This window comes from Novosphingobium sp. FG137 (assembly GCF_057809735.1).
In genome coordinates this window covers 44,700-60,150 of the sequence record NZ_JBMDKN010000009.1, presented here as the reverse complement: position 1 = coordinate 60,150, position 15,451 = coordinate 44,700, and the positions used below count along the sequence as shown (strand labels likewise).

Below are 15,451 nucleotides of genomic sequence, written 5' to 3'. Positions count from 1 at the left end.
GGAACCACGCTGCCTACATCAATGTCAATAGACTAGGTCCGGCAAGGACTGTTGACCTTGAGAGCGCGAAGCCTGACAACCGGCGGGTGACCTCTCCCCACCCCGCCTCGATCATGCACGACGGTTTCCTGCTGCTCGGCTTCGCGCTGGCCTTCGTGCTGCTGTTCCGCCGTCTCGGCCTCGGCGCGACGCTGGGTTATCTGGTCGCTGGCGCGATGCTGGGGCCTTTCGTGCTCAATATGGTCGGCGATGCAGAGCAGAAGCTGGGCTTTGCCGAGCTTGGCATCACGCTGCTGCTGTTCCTCGTCGGGCTGGAACTCGATCCCTCCAAACTCTGGAAGATGAAGCGCGATATCCTCGGGTTCGGCCTGCTGCAGGTCTCGATCTGCGGGCTGGCCCTTGCCGGGGCGATCATGCTGACGACCAGCTTCTCCTCCGCCGCCGCGCTCGCGCTGGGTCTGCCGCTGGCGCTGTCGTCCACGGCGCAGGTCCTGCCGATGCTGCAATCGTCCGGGCGCCTCAAGACCCGCTTTGGCGAGCGGGCCTTTTCGATCCTGCTGTTCCAGGATCTCTCGATCATCCCGCTGATCACGATCATCACCGCGCTGAGCCGCAATCCGGCCGATCTCGGCGGCCCGCCGGGCTGGCTGCTCGCGCTCGAAACGGTGGCGGCCATCGCGGGCCTCGTGGCGGCGGGGCGCTTCCTTATCCGCCCGCTGTTCCGCCTGATCGGCAATCTGGGTGAGCGCGAGATGTTCATCGTCGCCGCATTGTTCACTGTGATGGCAGCGGGCGCGGTGATGGAACTGCTTGGTCTCTCGACTGCGCTCGGCGCCTTCATCGCCGGGGTCATGCTGGCCGACAGCCCCTACCGCCATGAACTCGAAGCCGATGTCGAGCCGTTCCGCTCGATCCTGCTCGGCCTGTTCTTCCTCGCGGTTGGCATGATGCTCGATCTCGGCGCCATCGCGCGCGATCCGCTGTTCGTCATTTCGATGGCGCTGATGCTGATCACGGTGAAGGCCGCGGTCATGTTCGGCCTCGCGCGGCTGTTCGGCGTGCCTTGGCGCGGCGCGCTCGCGCTCGGCCTCCTGCTCAGTCAGGGCGGCGAATTCGGCTTTGTGCTGTTCACACAGGCTAGCCATGCCCTGTTGATCGCCCCGGAAGCGGCCAGCCTGTTCGGCGCGGTCGTCACGCTCTCGATGGCGACCACACCATTCCTGATGATGGCCACCCGCCGCTTCCGCGCCGAGCCGGTGCCAAAGACCGCCGCCACCCGCGAAGGCCCCAGCAACGACGGCGCCAATGCCCTGATCGTCGGCTACGGACGCTTCGGGCAGGCCGTGGGTCAGGTGCTGCAGGCGGGCGGCATCACCGTCACGCTGATCGATACCGATGTGGAGATGATTGACGTTGCCGGCACCTTCGGTGCCAAGGTCTATTTCGGCGACGGCACGCGGATCGACATGCTCCGGCAGGCGGGCGCTGCCGAAGCCGAAATGATCCTTTTCTGCATCGACGGGGACCAGCTCGATGCGGCAATGCTGGCCGCTGTCCACGAAGCTTTCCCGCGTGCCGCCGTCTTCGTCCGCGCCTTCGATCGCCGCGCGGTGATCAAGCTGCGCGATGCTCCCGTCACGCTGATAATGCGCGAAACCTTCGAATCCGCCATCGCCATGGCCCGCGCCGCGCTCGACAATGCCGGCCTCAGCAACGAGGCGATCACGCGGGCCGAAACGCTGTTCCGGGCGCGCGACAGCGAACGCCTCGCCCTGCAGGTCGAAGCCGGCGATCCCCGCGTCGCTCGCGACCGTATCCTCACCGCCCCCGAACCGCAGGAACTGGAAGGCGAACCCGGCTAGAAGCTGCGCTAAGTAGTTGCACTTGCATGGACATTCCCATGCAGTCGCATCATTTTATCGATGCATCGGCATGGAATTTCCCATGCACCCGCATCGAAAGGCTTGCCCGCCATGGCCATGCCGGCCGCTACCACCTTGCTTGCGTGGACCCGCCTGCTCCGCGCAGCCGATCTCGCCAGCCAGCACTGCGCCGCGACCTTGCGCGCACTCGGCATGCCGCCGCCCGAATGGTACGATGTGCTGCTGGCCATAGAGCGCCGCGGTGCACAGCGCCCGCGCGATTTGCAGGCCATGCTGGGGACCGAGCAGTATACCTTGTCGCGCCTCATCGAACGCATGGTCAAGGAGCGCCTCTTGACCCGCGTGCCTTGCGCCGAAGATGCACGCGGCTATCTGCTGCACCTCACCATCGAAGGCCGCGCAATGCGCGCCGCGATGTGGCCGATCTATGCCGAGGCCATCGAGACCGTACTTGGCGCGCGGGTCGAAGAAGAAGACCGCGCGGCCCTGGCCCGGTTGCTCGCCCCGCTGGCAGAGCCGGTCAGCGCGTGACAGTTGCCGCCATGAGTTCGAGCGCGCGCGCTTCGCTGACGACTTCGGCATATTTGGCCTGAAGGTCGAACAGGTTCGCCTCGTGCGGCGCGGCATGCCGGTCCCCGCAGGCATCGCGCACCACGAACGGCAGGAAACCGTTCTGGCACGCATCGAGCGCGGTCGCCCGCACGCAGCCCGAGGTCGAGACTCCGGCGATCACCAGCGTATCGACGCCGAGCGAAGTCAGGGTCGCTGCCAGATGCGTTGCGAAGAACGCCGAGGCATAGCGCTTGGTGATGACGAAATCACCGTCCACCGGGCTCAACTGCGCCGGGAAAGCCCCCAGCGGCGAACCCTTCTCGAACACCTTGAGCGCGGGCACCTTGCGGAAGAACACCCCGCCATCCGCGCCGCCGGGCTGGTATTCCACATTGGTGAAAATCACCGGCGCGCCGCATTCGCGCGCGGCTGCGACAAGCCGCGCCGCGCTAGCCACGGCATCCTCGACCCCGGCATAAAGCGGCGAGCCGGGCTGCAGGTAGGCCTCGACCATATCGATCACGATGACAGCGGGGCGCGCCCCGAACGGCAGCGAGCCATCGAACGCGCCCGCATAGTTGCCGGAAAGATCGTGCTCGCCCCGCGCCATCAGATCACGCGGCCTGCGGCAAGCGCGGCCAGTTCCGCCTCGCTCATCCCCAGCAGCCCGCCATAGATCTCGGCATTGTGCTGCCCGACCGTCGCCGGGGCCGGACGGCGAACGCCGCTTGGCGTGCCCGAAAGCTTGGGGAACGCGCCCTGCATCTTGAGTGCGCCAAAGCGCTCGGTCTCCACCTCGATGATCGCGCCGCGCGCCTCGAAGTGCGGATCGGCGAGCATATCAGGCGCACGGTAGACGCGGCCCGCCGGGATCGAAGCCTCGATCATCAGCGCATCGACTTCATCGACCGTCTTCGTCAGGGTCCAGTCGTTGATCAGATTGTCGATCTCGGTCTGGTTTGCTCCGCGCGCCAGATGCGTCGCAAAGCGCGGATCATCACCAAGCTCGGGCTGCCCCATAACTGTGGCAAGCCGCTTCCACAGCGAATCCTTGTTCGCCCCGATCATGAACTCGCCGTCCTTGCACGAATAGACGTTGGACGGCGCAATGCCCTTGAGGATCGAACCCGAACGCTCGCGGATCAGGCCCATGCGGTCGTATTCCGGCACGAGGCCTTCCATGACCTGCAGCACGCTTTCGTAAAGCGCCGCGTCGATCACCTGCCCCTTGCCAGTTTTCTCGCGCACGTGCAGCGCCGCCAGCACGCCCATGCACCCGTAAGTCGCTGTCAGCGTGTCACCGATGGAGACGCCCATCCGGCTGGGCGGCCGGTCCGGCTCACCCACGATATAGCGCCAGCCACCCATCGCCTCGCCGATGCCGCCAAAGCCGGCACGGTCCGAATAGGGCCCGTCCTGCCCATAGCCAGACATGCGCGCGATGATGAGGCCCGGCTGCTCGGCCAGCAGCACATCGGGGCCAAGGCCCCACTTCTCAAGTGTGCCCGGCTTGAAGTTCTCGATCAGCACGTCGGCCTCGCGGATCAGCCGCCGCACCAGCGCCTGACCTTCGGGGATGCGCAAGTTGGCCGAAACCGAGCGCTTGTTGCGCGCGATCACTTCCCACTGCACTTTCTCCGCGCCTTGGCCCCAATCGCGCATCGGGTCGCCGCCGCCTTTTCCGTTCACGTGCGGCGGCTCGACCTTGATCACATCGGCGCCCATGTCGCCCAAGAGCTGGCCGCAGAACGGCCCAGCCAGCAATTGGCCCAGCTCGACGACGCGGATGTCGTTCAATGCACCTGCATGCATATCGGCTTACTCCGCCGCTTCGAGATGCGGCCACACGGGCTGGATCGGCGCGGCAAGGCCCGTTTCGCTCTCGCAGGCGCTGCGCAGCGCCTCAATGCCCGGGCCATAGTTGAACAACGGCAACTCGCCCCGGCCTGCGCGCAGCTCGGCCCGCAGCGCTTCGGTTGCAGCCGCATCGACCACGCCCGCAGCGCTCGCGACCACGCCATAGTCCCGCGCGCCTTCAGCGGTCACGAGGCCCTGCGTGATCTCAAGCCCAACCAGCGCCGGATCGCGCGCCAGCGGGTCACCCCAACCGCCGCCGCCCCAGGTGATGAAGTGAAGCTGATCGCCCGCCTCAACCTCGACGTCCTCGACCTTGTTGCCCACGATCACGCTCGTGCCATCGGCGCGCTCGAGCACCTTGCGCGCGCGTTGGCCCGGTTCGCCGCCGTTCACGCCCCAAGGCGGCACGAACCAGCGGTCGTCATGGATAGAGATCGTGCCGGCGCTGAGGAAGCGGTAGGTCATGTGAATGCCGTTGCCGCCGCGGTGGAGCCCCGCCCCGCCGCTATCCGCTGCGCATTCATAGCGCTCGATCCGCATCGGGAAGTAGCGTTCAAGGAACTCGTTGGGCACGTTGGTGAAGCCCGGCCAGAGCGAGTGGCCGTCCGGCCCGTCGCCCATCGGACGGCCCGGAATACCGCCAAAGCCGATCTGGAACAGCTGGAACCACTCACCCTTCTTGCCCGGACGCGCGTCGTTGCCCGAATAGAACAGGTGCGGAGAAGACGAGAACCCAGCTGCATTGAGAAACTCGGGAGTCTTCTGGCCCAGCAATCCGCCCAGAATGTCGAATATCCGCCCCAGCGCATGGGTCCGCCCCGAAAGCGCCGCGGGGAACCTGGGCTTGAGCAGCGATCCTTCGGGAATGCGCACGTCGATCAGATCGTAGAACCCGTCATTGAACAGGATCTGCGGATCGAAGACCATGATCATGTAGATGCCGAAGAACATCTTGAACATGTTTTCATTGAGGAAAAAGTTGATCGAGGCCTGGCTCTGCGGATCGGTGCCCGCAAAGTCGAGGATCACGCGGCCGTCCTCGCGCCACATCGTGCATTTGATCTTGTAGGGGCCGTAGCCCATGCCATCGTCGCAGATGTAGTCCTCGAAACTGACAGGCTCCTCGGCAATCGCCATGCCGATCAGCGCCTGCATCGCGCGGTGGTTGCGGGCCAGCAGGTCCTGCGTGGCCGAGACATAGACGTCATCGCCAAAACGCTCGGCCATCTCGATCACGCGGCGCGAGGCGACGCGGCAGGCGGCGATCAGCGCGTTGAGATCGGCCTGACACCAGTCGGGCTTGCGCGTCTGGTGCATGACGAGCTTCATCAGGTCGTCGTTGTATTCGCCCTTCTTCCAGATCTTCACCGGCGGGATGCGCACGCCTTCCTCGAAGATCGAACGGGCATTGATCGGCATCGAGCCGACGACCTTGCCGCCGATGTCGCTCTGGTGGCCGAACATCGAGGTATAGGCGATCAGCCGCCCATCCTTGAACACCGGCAGCAGCACGAGCCAGTCGTTCGAGTGGCTGATCGCGCCGTCGACCGAGTACGGGTCGGACAGGAAGATCATGTCACCGTCTTCCAGCGTGCCATCGAAGTTATCGAGGAAGCCGCCGATGAAGCTGCCGAACTGGCCGACGATCATCTTGCCAGTGTGATCGGCGATCAGCGGGAACGCGTCCCCCTGCTCGCGGATGCCGGGCGACATCGCAGTGCGCACGAGCGTTGCGTCCATCTCGATGCGCGCATTGCGCAGAGCGTTCTCGATGATATCGAGCGTCACCGGATCAATGGGAACGCGGTTGAAGGGGACGGGGTTCGTCTGGACAATGGTTGCAGGCATGGTTGGTGCTTCCCTCAGGCCAGATTGATCAGGATGTTGCCGACAGCATCGACCGTGCCGACGCAGCCGCTTTCGATAAGCGTCGTGGAGTCCATCTCGCAGACGATGGCCGGACCCGGGATCACATCCCCGGCGCGCAGCAGGGCGCGGTCATAGATCACCGCCGCCTGTTCGCGCCCGTCCATCCACAACGTGTGGTCACGCATCTTGGCTGCCGCCGGGTTGCCATCGCCCTTGGGGAGTTCGGCCGCCGGCAGATCAAGCGCGCGGCCCAGCGCCACGGCGCGCAGGTTCACGATCTCGTGTGGGGTATCCATGTTGAACGTAAAGAGGCGCTTATGCTCGGCATCGAAGCGCGCGAGAATGCCGGCAATGCCGTCCGCCTCCAGCACGTCTGCCGAGATCGTCAGCGGCACTTCGAAGGCCTGACCCGCATAGCGGACGTCGACTTCGAACTCGGTAGTGATCTCGTCCTCCGGCACACCGTCAGACAGGAGTTCGCCACGCGTCTGCGCTGCCATCTCGGCGAGGATCGCGATCAACTCGCTCGCCTCGGTCTGCGTGGCGAGGCGCGAGAAGCTGCGCGCGGTTTCGGTGCGCATCCGCGTTGTCGCATCGCCCAGCGCGCAGAGCACGCCCGGCGAAACAGGCGAGACCGCAGGCCATGCGCCCAGCAGCCGCGCAATTGCGTTCACATGCAGCGGCCCCGCCCCGCCGAAGCCCATCAGCGCGAAGTGGCGCGGATCATAGCCCTGCTGCACCGAGATCATGCGCAGCGCACCGAACATGTTCTCGTTGACGATATCGATGATCCCGCGCGCTGCCGCCATGAGGTCGATACCCAGTGCATCGGCAATGGTCTGCACGGCCTTGGTCGAAGCTTCGCGGTCAAGCCGGAAGGTCCCGCCGAGCAGGTTTTCGGGGAGATAGCCGAGCACGACATTGGCATCGGTCACCGTCGGCAATTCGCCGCCCTTGCCATAAGCCGCCGGCCCCGGCACCGCGCCCGCCGATTGCGGGCCTACCCGAAGAGCCTTGGTCAGTTCGGGAACATAGGCAATCGAGCCGCCACCCGCGCCCACCGTCTTCACATCGAGCGCCGAGGCACGGACCGAAAGGTGGCCCACTTCGGTCGTGCGCTGGCGGCGCGGCTCGAGGTTTTCGATCAGCGCCACGTCGGTCGAGGTGCCGCCGACGTCGAGCGTCAGGATATTCCGGATCCCGGCATTGCGGCCGACCCAGATCGCGCCGGTCACGCCGCCCGCAGGGCCGGACATGAGGATGTTGACCGGATGCTCCTCAGCCTTCTGGGCAGACATCAGCCCGCCGTCCGAGCGCAGCAGCGAAAGCTTGCCGGTCATGCCCTCAGCCGCGAGGCGGTCACGCAAGTTGGAAACATAGCGCCCCACCACCGGACGCACCGCCGCATTGGCGACGGTCGTCAGCGTACGCTCGTATTCCTGCATTTCGGGGAGCACCTGATGGCTCAGCGAAACCGGCACGCCGGGCAGAATCTCGGCCGCCAGTTCGCCCACCCGCACTTCATGCGCGCCGCTCACATAAGCGTTGATCAGGCTCACCGTCACCGCCTCCACGCCCTGTGCCTTGAGCAGGCCCAGCTGCGTGCGGATATCGGCTTCATCGAGCGGGCGCACTTCGTTGCCCTCGGCATCGATGCGGCCCTTGACCGTCACGGTGTCTTCGAGCGCGGCCAGCGGCTGCGGCTTGGGCCAGATGATCCAGCCTGCAAGGCCGCCTGGCACGAAGCTGCGCGCGATCTGGAGGATATGGCGATAGCCCTCGGTCGTCACGAGGCCGACGCGCGAACCCTTGCCTTCGAGCACGGCATTCGTCGCCACGGTAGTCCCGTGGAGGAAGTAATCGATATCCCCTGTCGTGATCCCGGCCTTGGCGCAGATCGCCGTCACGCCATTGAGGATGCCCTCGGAACTGTCGTGCGGCGTCGACGGCGTCTTGTGCCGCCAGAATGCGCCGCTCGACGTGTCGAACAGCAGCAGATCGGTAAACGTGCCGCCAACGTCGACACCCAGACGGTAACCCATGCCCTATCCCTCTTGAAGCTGTTTCGGAAATGCTGGCGCCCTTGAGACCATGGCTGGCAGCGTGCGTCCCATCACCTCGGCCAACCAATGGTTGGCGCTAATGAGCGCGGAAAGATCGAGCCCGGTGCGCACGCCGGCGCGCTCGAGCATATAGACGACGTCTTCGGTCGAAACATTGCCGGCTGCGCCCGGCGCGAAGGGGCAGCCGCCCAGCCCGCCGATCGAAGCGTCAATCGTCCGCGCACCGGCTTCTACCGCTGCCCAGACATTGGCGAGCCCGGTGCCGCGCGTGTTGTGGAAGTGCACGCGTACCGGGATCGGCGCGACCAGTTCGCGTACCGCCGTCACGAGCCGGGTCACATGCGCCGGATTGGCGACCCCGATCGTGTCCGCCAGCGCGATCTCGACCGGCGCGGCGGCAGCGAGCGCTTCGGCCATGGCGAGCACGCGCGCTTCGGCCACTTCACCCTCGAACGGGCAGCCGAACGCGGCGGCAATCGTCACCTGCCCGAACTTGCCTGCGTCGCGCGCAGCACTGATGATGCCCTTGGCGGCTTCGATCGAGCCGTCCGAAGTCTGGCCCTGGTTGGCCATGGCAAAGGTATCAGTCGCCACGGAGACCGCGCCCAACTGGTCGATGCGCCCCGTCGCCAGCGCGCGATCTGCACCGCGCGCATTCATCACGAGGCCGATGTAGGTCACGTCGCCGCGCAGCGGCAGCCCGGCGCAGACCGCTTCGGCATCGGCCATCTGCGGCACGGCCTTGGGGTTCACGAAGCTCGCCACCTCGATCCGCCGCGCGCCGGCCGCAAGCGCCCGGTCGATGAGCGCGAGCTTGTCCGCTGTGCTCACCATGGCCTTCTCGTTCTGCAGCCCGTCGCGGGGGCTGACTTCGACCATTTCGATTGAATTTGTATACATTTACTCGGCCGCTTCCTGTTGCGTTCCGGCATCGAGACGGGCCCGGTGCGCATCGGCGTAGGCATGGTAGGCGCGCAGGATATGGCTGGTCATGATCGCCTCGGCCCAGGCCCCGTCCCGCCGCGCAAAAGCGGCCGTCAGTTCCTCGTGCTCGGCATGCGAGCGGCGCAGCTCCTCACGAGAGTACTGCCGCGCAGTGCGCAGCACGACAGGCTGCTCGATCAGCGTGCCCAAGAGGGCAGCCAGACGCCGCGAACCCGCCACTTCGAGGATGATCGCGTGGAACTCGCGGTTCCCGTCAAGGAACCCGGCAACGTCTGGTGAAGGATGCTGGATCGCAGCCGAAAGGGTCCGATTCGCCGCCCTGATTCGGGCGAGCGCAGGCTCGGTCATCCGCTCTGCCGCGCGCCGTGCCGCGCGGGCTTCCAGCATCGCCCGCAATTCAAAGGCATCGGCCACGTCGTCGATCGACCAATCCGCCACGAACGTGCGCTGCGTATCGGTGCGGCCGACCAGCATATCAGCCTCCAGACGGCGCAGCGCCTCGCGCACCGGGGTGCGGGAAACCCCGCACATTTCCGCGAGCGCTTCCTCGCCCAGCTGCGCGCCGGCGGGGAGCTCTCCCGAAAGAATCATGTTCCGGATCGCGCTGTAGGCACGATCAGAGGCGCGCGACATTTAGGCTCCCGAGATTTCTGCAACCAATCGGCTTGACCGATGGCATTTGTATACAATATCCATGTCTCCTATCAAGCCGTGAATGCCATGGGGGCACGATCAACAACACGGCAGCCGAAAACGGCCATCATACTGACAGGGAGTACCACCGATGCGCATCTCGCAATGGCTGAACACCGCCAGCCTCCTTTCGGCTTCCGTCGCAGGCCTTGCCTTCGCCGCCACTCCGGCCTTCGCGCAGAGCGAGCCGCAGGCGCAGGCTGCCGACACGCCCGCTCCTGCCGAGGAAGGCGCGATCATCGTCACCGCCCGCCGCCAGAACGAGCGGCTGCAGGATGTTCCGGCCTCGGTCTCGGTGCTGACCGCAGCGACGCTGGCCAACACCGGCTCGACCCGCGCAGCGGACTTCACGAACCTGACCCCCGGTGTCACCATCGTGACCGGCACTGCCGAGGCGGGTGACACCCAGATCAACATCCGCGGCATCAACGGCGCGCGCGACGCGGAGAGCTCGGTCGCGCTCGTCGTTGACGGCATCCTCAAGACCAACACCGCGCAGCTCAACCAGCGCCAGGGCACGCTTTCGCAGGTCGAACTGCTCAAGGGTCCGCAGGGCGCGATTTACGGCCGCAACGCTGCCGCTGGTGCCATCGTGCTGCAGACGATCAAGCCCACTGACACGCTGACCGGCGCGGTGCGCGCTTCTTATGCCGAGCAGAACACTTTCGACGGCGCCGCACACATCGCCGGCCCTCTGGGCGAGAACGCCGGCTTCGTGCTCGCGGGCACCTACTACAAGACGGACGGTTTCTGGCGCAACGAGCGCGATGGCAGCAAGACCATCGCCGACAAGGAAGACTGGTCGATCGACGGCCGCGTGCTGATCGGCAAGGGCACCGACACCCAGATCGATCTCAAGGCGCGCTACGCCCAGTTCCGCGGCGCTTCGCTTCCGTTCAACGCCTCGTTCCACCTGCCCAACTTCGCGGCGGTGAACCCGAAGTTCTACGAGAACGTCAACCAGCACGAATTCCGCTTCTATCCGAACATTCGCGCCACCAATGATCAGAACAGCTTCGATTTCTCGGCCAAGCTCGACAAGCAGCTTGCCGATGGCCTCAAGCTGGTCGGCTGGGTGCTCTACTCGAACGTCGATCAGGATCTCGTCGCGGATGGCACTTCGGCGGACTTCGCCCGCTATATCAGCGCAGTGAACCCGGCGGCCCAGCCTGCGGTCAATGCATGCTTCGCCAGCACCGCTGCCAACACCGGCTTCCCGGTCAACCAGCCCGGCTTCATCGGCGCGATCCCGGTGCCCTTCATCTTCGCACCCGCCAATGGCTCGACCTTCGGCCCCTACAGCCCGACGACCTGCGATGGCACGCAGTACCAGGTCCGTACGCAGAAGGACATTTCGACCGAGTGGCGCCTGATCGGCGAGCCCGGTGGCCCGATCACCTGGCAGATCGGTGCCTATTATCTGCACATCGACCGCTCGACCGGCGTGAGCCTGGGCGCCGATACCGGCAAGGGCGTGATCAAGCAGCTCTACAACGCGCCGGACAGCGCCAACCCCACTTCGCTGCTGCTGGCCGACAAGTTCAAGACCAACGTCTACGCCGCGTTCGGCAGCGTCGAATACAAGCCTTCGGAGAAGTTCGAGGCGGGCGTCGCCCTGCGCTACGACATCGAGCGTCGCCGGTCCTCGAGCCTCGTGCCGACCGCAACCGATCCCTTCACCGGCGGCCCGATCAACCCTGGCCAGGCCTTCGGTCCGGTGACCGACAAGGCGGCGACCTTCAAGCAGTTCGAACCCAAGGTCACGCTCAGCTACAAGCCGATCCCGGAACTCAACCTCTATGCCAACTGGGGCATCGGCTTCAAATCGGGCGGCTTCAACAATCAGGGCTCGGCTGCGGTCGTCAACGCCAACTTCAAGCAGTTCATCAACGCCAACGTGAACATCAACGACCAGTACGGCAAGGAATGGTCGAGCGCATGGGAAGCGGGCCTCAAGGGCAACCTGCTCGATGGCAAGCTGACGTTTGATCTGGCTGGCTACTACACCCAGGTCCACGGCATGCAGTTCTTCGAGTTCTTCGTCGGCAGCTTCGGCCTGCTGCGCGTCGTCTCGAACATCGATAAGGTCGATCTCAAGGGCGTCGAGCTCAATGTTGCGGTCAAGCCCGTGCGCGGGGTCAAGCTGTTCGGCTCGGTCAACTACACCGACAGCGAGATCAAGAAGAACTCGGCGCGCCCGAACACGATCGGCAACAAGTCGCCCTATACCGCCGACTACACGATCAACCTGGGCGGCGAGATCGAGCAGCCGATCAGCAATGGCGTGCGCTTCATCGCCCGCGCCGATTACCGCGTGACCGGCCCGACCTGGTTCTCGACCGTGCAGAACCAGACCGCGCCGACGCTGTTCTCGGGCCTCCTGCCGATCTCCGCGCTGCAGCTCCCGGCCGTTGTCGGCGATGCGAAGTACGACGTCGCCCGCCGCAACACCTTCGGCGTGCTCAACCTGCGCGCCGCGCTGCAGACCGATCGCTACAGCATCGCGCTCTTCGCCAACAACGCGACCGACAAGAAGTACCTCGCCGAAGTGATCCCCGCGATCGAGTTCGGCGGTTCGTTCATCTCGCCCGGCGCGCGCCGCATGATCGGTGTGGAGCTTGGCGCCAAGTTCTGATCCCGAGCACTCCAACGCTCGAATGGAAGGGGCCCAAGCCCCCAGCGCGCCATGGCCCCCTTTCCGTCAGTCGCGTGCGGATACCGGCCAGAGAAAGCGCTGATAAACGCGCCCGTTCATGTCGACATCGTCAACGTAGCGCACGCCGAACTTGAGTGCGACGGAGCGCGAGGCCACGTTGTCCGCGTAGATCACGGACATGATCGCGGGATGAGCGAGATGCTCCTGCGCATAAGTCCAGACTGCGCGCGCGGCTTCCGAAGCATAGCCCTGCCCCCAGTTCTCGCGCGCGAAGGTATAGCCTAGTTCAGGCTGCTTCTCGAACGCCACCCCCTCCGGCACATGTGTGCGGAAGAACCACATCCGGCGCAGAAGACCCGGTCGCGGATCCGCTTCGAGCACGCCGTCGCTCAGCCCGGATCGCCCGAGGCGCTTGCCATCGGTCTTGCGCGTTACCAGCAGGGGGCCGAGGCTGGCATGAGCATAGCCGTGCAGCACATTCGCCAACCACTGCTCGGTCTCGGCAGGTGTGCGCGGCATGCCTGATCCGATATAGCGCGCCACATCGGGATCGGCGTGGACGGCGATGAGGAAGGGGAGATCGTCCTCGGTCATGCGGCGCAGGATCAGCCGCTCCGTTTCGAGAAAGTCGGTTCCGGGCAGCAGTGTCATGACGAAAACCCTAGCCGCTTTCAGAGCCTGATGTAAGCTTCATCATCGCGCCGCAAGGGCCCGCGACAACCGCGCACCGAGCGTGATGCCCGGTCGTTCGATCAGATGATGGCAGGCCAAGGCGCCCAGATACGTAAACCCGACTGTCAGGGCAGATACAGTCGCCGCCCGCATCGCTCCATCCAGTCCGACCTGGGTGATGACATGGACTGCGACGAAAAACACAATGAAATGAAACAGGTAAACCGCGTAGGAGATTTCACCCATGTGATAGCCGATGCGGCTGCCGAGCAGCCGTGCCAGACCTTGCGCAGCGCTCCCCTGCCGTGCAAGCGAAGATGCGATCACCGCCGCCCAGATGCCGAGCGGAACCAGTTCCTGCAAGCCATCGCGCGCCACCGTCACCGCCGCACACAAGGCCGCAATCGCCAGCCCCTGCCGCCGCAACTGCGGTGTCATCGCCATGCAGGTCGCAATGCCTGCAACAAACAGCAGGATTTTCACGCCAAGGAAGGCGCCCATGAAATAGCGCGCTGCAAACTGAAGCACGATCACGGCGACGCAAACGCGCAGCCACGACTGCCGGTACAGCGCCGCGATGAGGAACGGCGCCACGAGGTAGAACTGCCATTCAAGCGAAACGCTCCAGGCCTGCGCCATGATCGTGACGGCAACCCCCTCGGAATACTGTGTCGGCACAAGCCCTTGCAGCAAGGCGGCATGGACGCCGAGATGGAACGGCAGGTTCGCCAGCGCAGCTTGGGCGAGGAAGACATGATCGCGCGTACCGGCGGTAGGCGGCAAGGTTCGCCACACCGCCAATTGCACCGGAAGCAGCGCCGCGGAAATCAGCAGAAGCGGTAGATAGAGCGGAAACAGGCGAAAGGCGCGGCGCAGGATATAGGCCGGATAGGCTTCCGCCTTTCGCTCCACCAGCATCGCAATCACGAAACCCGAAAGCAGGATGAACACATCCACGGCGAGTTCCGGTGTATCGATCAGCAGCAGGTGAACCCCGAACGCCTGCGCAAGGTGCCCGCTCACCACCCACCAGGCCATCAGACCGCGTAGCCCGTGAAGCGACCGGATCTTGTTATCGGCTGGGTGGGAAACCATCGCCGGGCTGGTTTGCACAACCCGCCGCGTGCCGCAATCGCCAAAGTCCGGCCGCGTTCAGCCCAGCGCTGCGCAAATCCGCGCCCAGATCGCATCGACATCGGCATGCGGATTGGCTGCGACCTGCCGCACCCACACGGTCTCGCCGATGGTGAAGGCCGAACTCGTGCCATCAAGGGCGGCGATCACGGCGCCGGTATCTCTTTCCACCGGACGCCAATTGAGCACCCCGCTTTCCGGCCAATGCTTCAGCACCGTGCGCGGATCGGCATCGAGGCGCTGCGCAAGCGCCTCGGAGATCGTCATGCAACGCTCGATCCGCTGCGCCAGCCCCTCGCGGCCCCATGCCAGCAAGGTCGCGAGCAGCGGCAGCGCCGCCGCGCTGCGTGTGCCTTCAACCCCGCTGTTGGGCCGCGCGAGGTACGACGAGGTGAACGTGATCGAGGCCCGCGCCGCTTCCGATCGGAACAGAGCAAGCGCCGCGCCCTTGGGCTGGAAAAACCACTTGTGCGCGGAGATCGCGATGCTGTCCGCCGCTTCGATGCCCGCCAGCCGATCCCGATACGACGTGAGTTGCAGCGGCCCGGCCCATGCCGCGTCGACATGAAGCCACCTGGCCGGAACCGGGGTCAGATCATCGATCACCCCGCGCCCGGTTGTCCCTGCCGTCAACACCAGCGCCGCATCGGCAAGATCGGGAAGCGCCGCGCGGATCAGGCGGCCATCATCGCCAACCGGCACGGGGTGATAGTCCATACCAAGGATCCGCGCCGCCTTGGGCACCGAGATATGCGCCTCGGCCGATGCAACCACCATGCGCGCTCCCGCCTCGCGTGCAGCCCAGAGCGCGGTCAGGTTGGCCAGCGTCGATCCGCTGCAGAACTGCCCCCAGGCCATGCCGAACGCCGGCGCAATCCACTCCAGCACGCGCGCCTCGGCCAGAGTGGCGAAAGGGCTGGTCGCCGGATGCAGCATGTTCTGGTTGGCCTGCGCGACGAAATAGGCCATCTGCGCAGCCACCGGAGCGGAAGGCGGGTCCATATGCGCCAGCGCATCGGGCGCGGCGAGATCGGCGGCCCGCGCCATCGCCGCCGCACCCAGCAGATCGAGCACCGCCTCTTCGCCAATACCGGTCTCGGGGAGCGCCTCGGGGAGTTGGATCATGC

The 15,451-nt window shown here is 65.3% G+C and carries 12 protein-coding genes; 3 read left to right on the top strand and 9 right to left on the bottom strand.

Features of this window, described 5'->3' with window-relative positions; all coding sequences use genetic code 11:
• Positions 1-113: 113 nt before the first annotated feature.
• Both ACODS2_RS20880 and ACODS2_RS20875 read left to right on the top strand, forming a co-directional pair.
• On the top strand, positions 114-1,862 hold the full coding sequence (locus ACODS2_RS20880; RefSeq protein ID WP_421839964.1) for a cation:proton antiporter domain-containing protein: 1,749 nt from the start codon (positions 114-116) through the stop codon (positions 1,860-1,862).
• Between the two features lie 111 nt (positions 1,863-1,973).
• The gene (locus tag ACODS2_RS20875) at positions 1,974-2,414 is read left to right on the top strand and encodes a MarR family winged helix-turn-helix transcriptional regulator (protein ID WP_489000483.1); all 441 of its coding nucleotides are present in this window, start codon (positions 1,974-1,976) and stop codon (positions 2,412-2,414) included.
• On the opposite strand, the gene ACODS2_RS20870 is transcribed toward ACODS2_RS20875, so the two are convergent.
• Genes ACODS2_RS20870 through ACODS2_RS20845 form a run of 6 tightly spaced genes read right to left on the bottom strand, consistent with a single transcriptional unit; the run spans position 2,404 to position 9,802 of the window.
• A complete protein-coding gene (locus ACODS2_RS20870; RefSeq protein ID WP_489000482.1) occupies positions 2,404-3,045 on the bottom strand; it encodes an isochorismatase family protein in 642 nt (213 codons plus the stop codon). The two genes, ACODS2_RS20875 and ACODS2_RS20870, sit on opposite strands and share 11 nt — an antisense overlap.
• Positions 3,045-4,247: a CaiB/BaiF CoA transferase family protein gene (locus ACODS2_RS20865; RefSeq protein ID WP_489000481.1), complete on the bottom strand. Its 1,203-nt coding sequence runs from the start codon at positions 4,245-4,247 to the stop codon at positions 3,045-3,047. Before ACODS2_RS20865 ends, ACODS2_RS20870 begins: the two co-directional genes overlap by 1 nt.
• A 6-nt stretch (positions 4,248-4,253) precedes the next feature.
• Positions 4,254-6,140, bottom strand: coding sequence for a hydantoinase B/oxoprolinase family protein (locus ACODS2_RS20860; protein ID WP_489000480.1), 1,887 nt, complete (start codon positions 6,138-6,140; stop codon positions 4,254-4,256).
• A gap of 14 nt (positions 6,141-6,154) precedes the next feature.
• Complete coding sequence (locus ACODS2_RS20855; protein WP_489000479.1) at positions 6,155-8,203, bottom strand: hydantoinase/oxoprolinase family protein; 2,049 nt, start codon at positions 8,201-8,203, stop codon at positions 6,155-6,157.
• Positions 8,204-8,206: 3 nt separating this feature from the next.
• On the bottom strand, positions 8,207-9,124 hold the full coding sequence (locus ACODS2_RS20850; protein WP_489000478.1) for a hydroxymethylglutaryl-CoA lyase: 918 nt from the start codon (positions 9,122-9,124) through the stop codon (positions 8,207-8,209).
• On the bottom strand, positions 9,125-9,802 hold the full coding sequence (locus tag ACODS2_RS20845; RefSeq protein WP_298164367.1) for a GntR family transcriptional regulator: 678 nt from the start codon (positions 9,800-9,802) through the stop codon (positions 9,125-9,127).
• A gap of 151 nt (positions 9,803-9,953) precedes the next feature.
• On the opposite strand from ACODS2_RS20845, the gene ACODS2_RS20840 reads away from it, so the two are divergent.
• Complete coding sequence (locus ACODS2_RS20840) at positions 9,954-12,497, top strand: TonB-dependent receptor (RefSeq protein ID WP_489000477.1); 2,544 nt, start codon at positions 9,954-9,956, stop codon at positions 12,495-12,497.
• Positions 12,498-12,563: 66 nt separating this feature from the next.
• Here ACODS2_RS20840 and ACODS2_RS20835 read toward each other — a convergent pair whose 3' ends face one another.
• The 3 genes from ACODS2_RS20835 to ACODS2_RS20825 are packed head-to-tail and all read right to left on the bottom strand — an operon-like array spanning position 12,564 to position 15,449.
• Positions 12,564-13,169 carry a GNAT family N-acetyltransferase gene (locus tag ACODS2_RS20835; RefSeq protein WP_489000476.1) on the bottom strand — a complete coding sequence of 202 codons (606 nt, stop codon included), beginning with the start codon at positions 13,167-13,169 and terminating at the stop codon, positions 12,564-12,566.
• Positions 13,170-13,211: 42 nt separating this feature from the next.
• Complete coding sequence (locus ACODS2_RS20830) at positions 13,212-14,285, bottom strand: acyltransferase family protein (protein ID WP_489000475.1); 1,074 nt, start codon at positions 14,283-14,285, stop codon at positions 13,212-13,214.
• 57 nt (positions 14,286-14,342) lie between these two features.
• A complete protein-coding gene (locus tag ACODS2_RS20825; RefSeq protein WP_489000474.1) occupies positions 14,343-15,449 on the bottom strand; it encodes a pyridoxal phosphate-dependent decarboxylase family protein in 1,107 nt (368 codons plus the stop codon).
• Positions 15,450-15,451: the final 2 nt, after the last annotated feature.

What these genes read in the sequence shown, in the direction of transcription:
- ACODS2_RS20870 (WP_489000482.1), bottom strand. Translation starts at nt 3,045, where the DNA reads ATGGCGCGGGGCGAGCACGATCTTTCCGGCAACTATGCGGGCGCGTTC.
- ACODS2_RS20860 (WP_489000480.1), bottom strand. Translation starts at nt 6,140, where the DNA reads ATGCCTGCAACCATTGTCCAGACGAACCCCGTCCCCTTCAACCGCGTT.
- ACODS2_RS20825 (WP_489000474.1), bottom strand. Translation starts at nt 15,449, where the DNA reads ATGATCCAACTCCCCGAGGCGCTCCCCGAGACCGGTATTGGCGAAGAG.
- ACODS2_RS20830 (WP_489000475.1), bottom strand. Translation starts at nt 14,285, where the DNA reads ATGGTTTCCCACCCAGCCGATAACAAGATCCGGTCGCTTCACGGGCTA.
- ACODS2_RS20875 (WP_489000483.1), top strand. Translation starts at nt 1,974, where the DNA reads ATGGCCATGCCGGCCGCTACCACCTTGCTTGCGTGGACCCGCCTGCTC.
- ACODS2_RS20835 (WP_489000476.1), bottom strand. Translation starts at nt 13,169, where the DNA reads ATGACACTGCTGCCCGGAACCGACTTTCTCGAAACGGAGCGGCTGATC.
- ACODS2_RS20840 (WP_489000477.1), top strand. Translation starts at nt 9,954, where the DNA reads ATGCGCATCTCGCAATGGCTGAACACCGCCAGCCTCCTTTCGGCTTCC.
- ACODS2_RS20855 (WP_489000479.1), bottom strand. Translation starts at nt 8,203, where the DNA reads ATGGGTTACCGTCTGGGTGTCGACGTTGGCGGCACGTTTACCGATCTG.
- ACODS2_RS20845 (WP_298164367.1), bottom strand. Translation starts at nt 9,802, where the DNA reads ATGTCGCGCGCCTCTGATCGTGCCTACAGCGCGATCCGGAACATGATT.
- ACODS2_RS20850 (WP_489000478.1), bottom strand. Translation starts at nt 9,124, where the DNA reads ATGTATACAAATTCAATCGAAATGGTCGAAGTCAGCCCCCGCGACGGG.
- ACODS2_RS20880 (WP_421839964.1), top strand. Translation starts at nt 114, where the DNA reads ATGCACGACGGTTTCCTGCTGCTCGGCTTCGCGCTGGCCTTCGTGCTG.
- ACODS2_RS20865 (WP_489000481.1), bottom strand. Translation starts at nt 4,247, where the DNA reads ATGCATGCAGGTGCATTGAACGACATCCGCGTCGTCGAGCTGGGCCAA.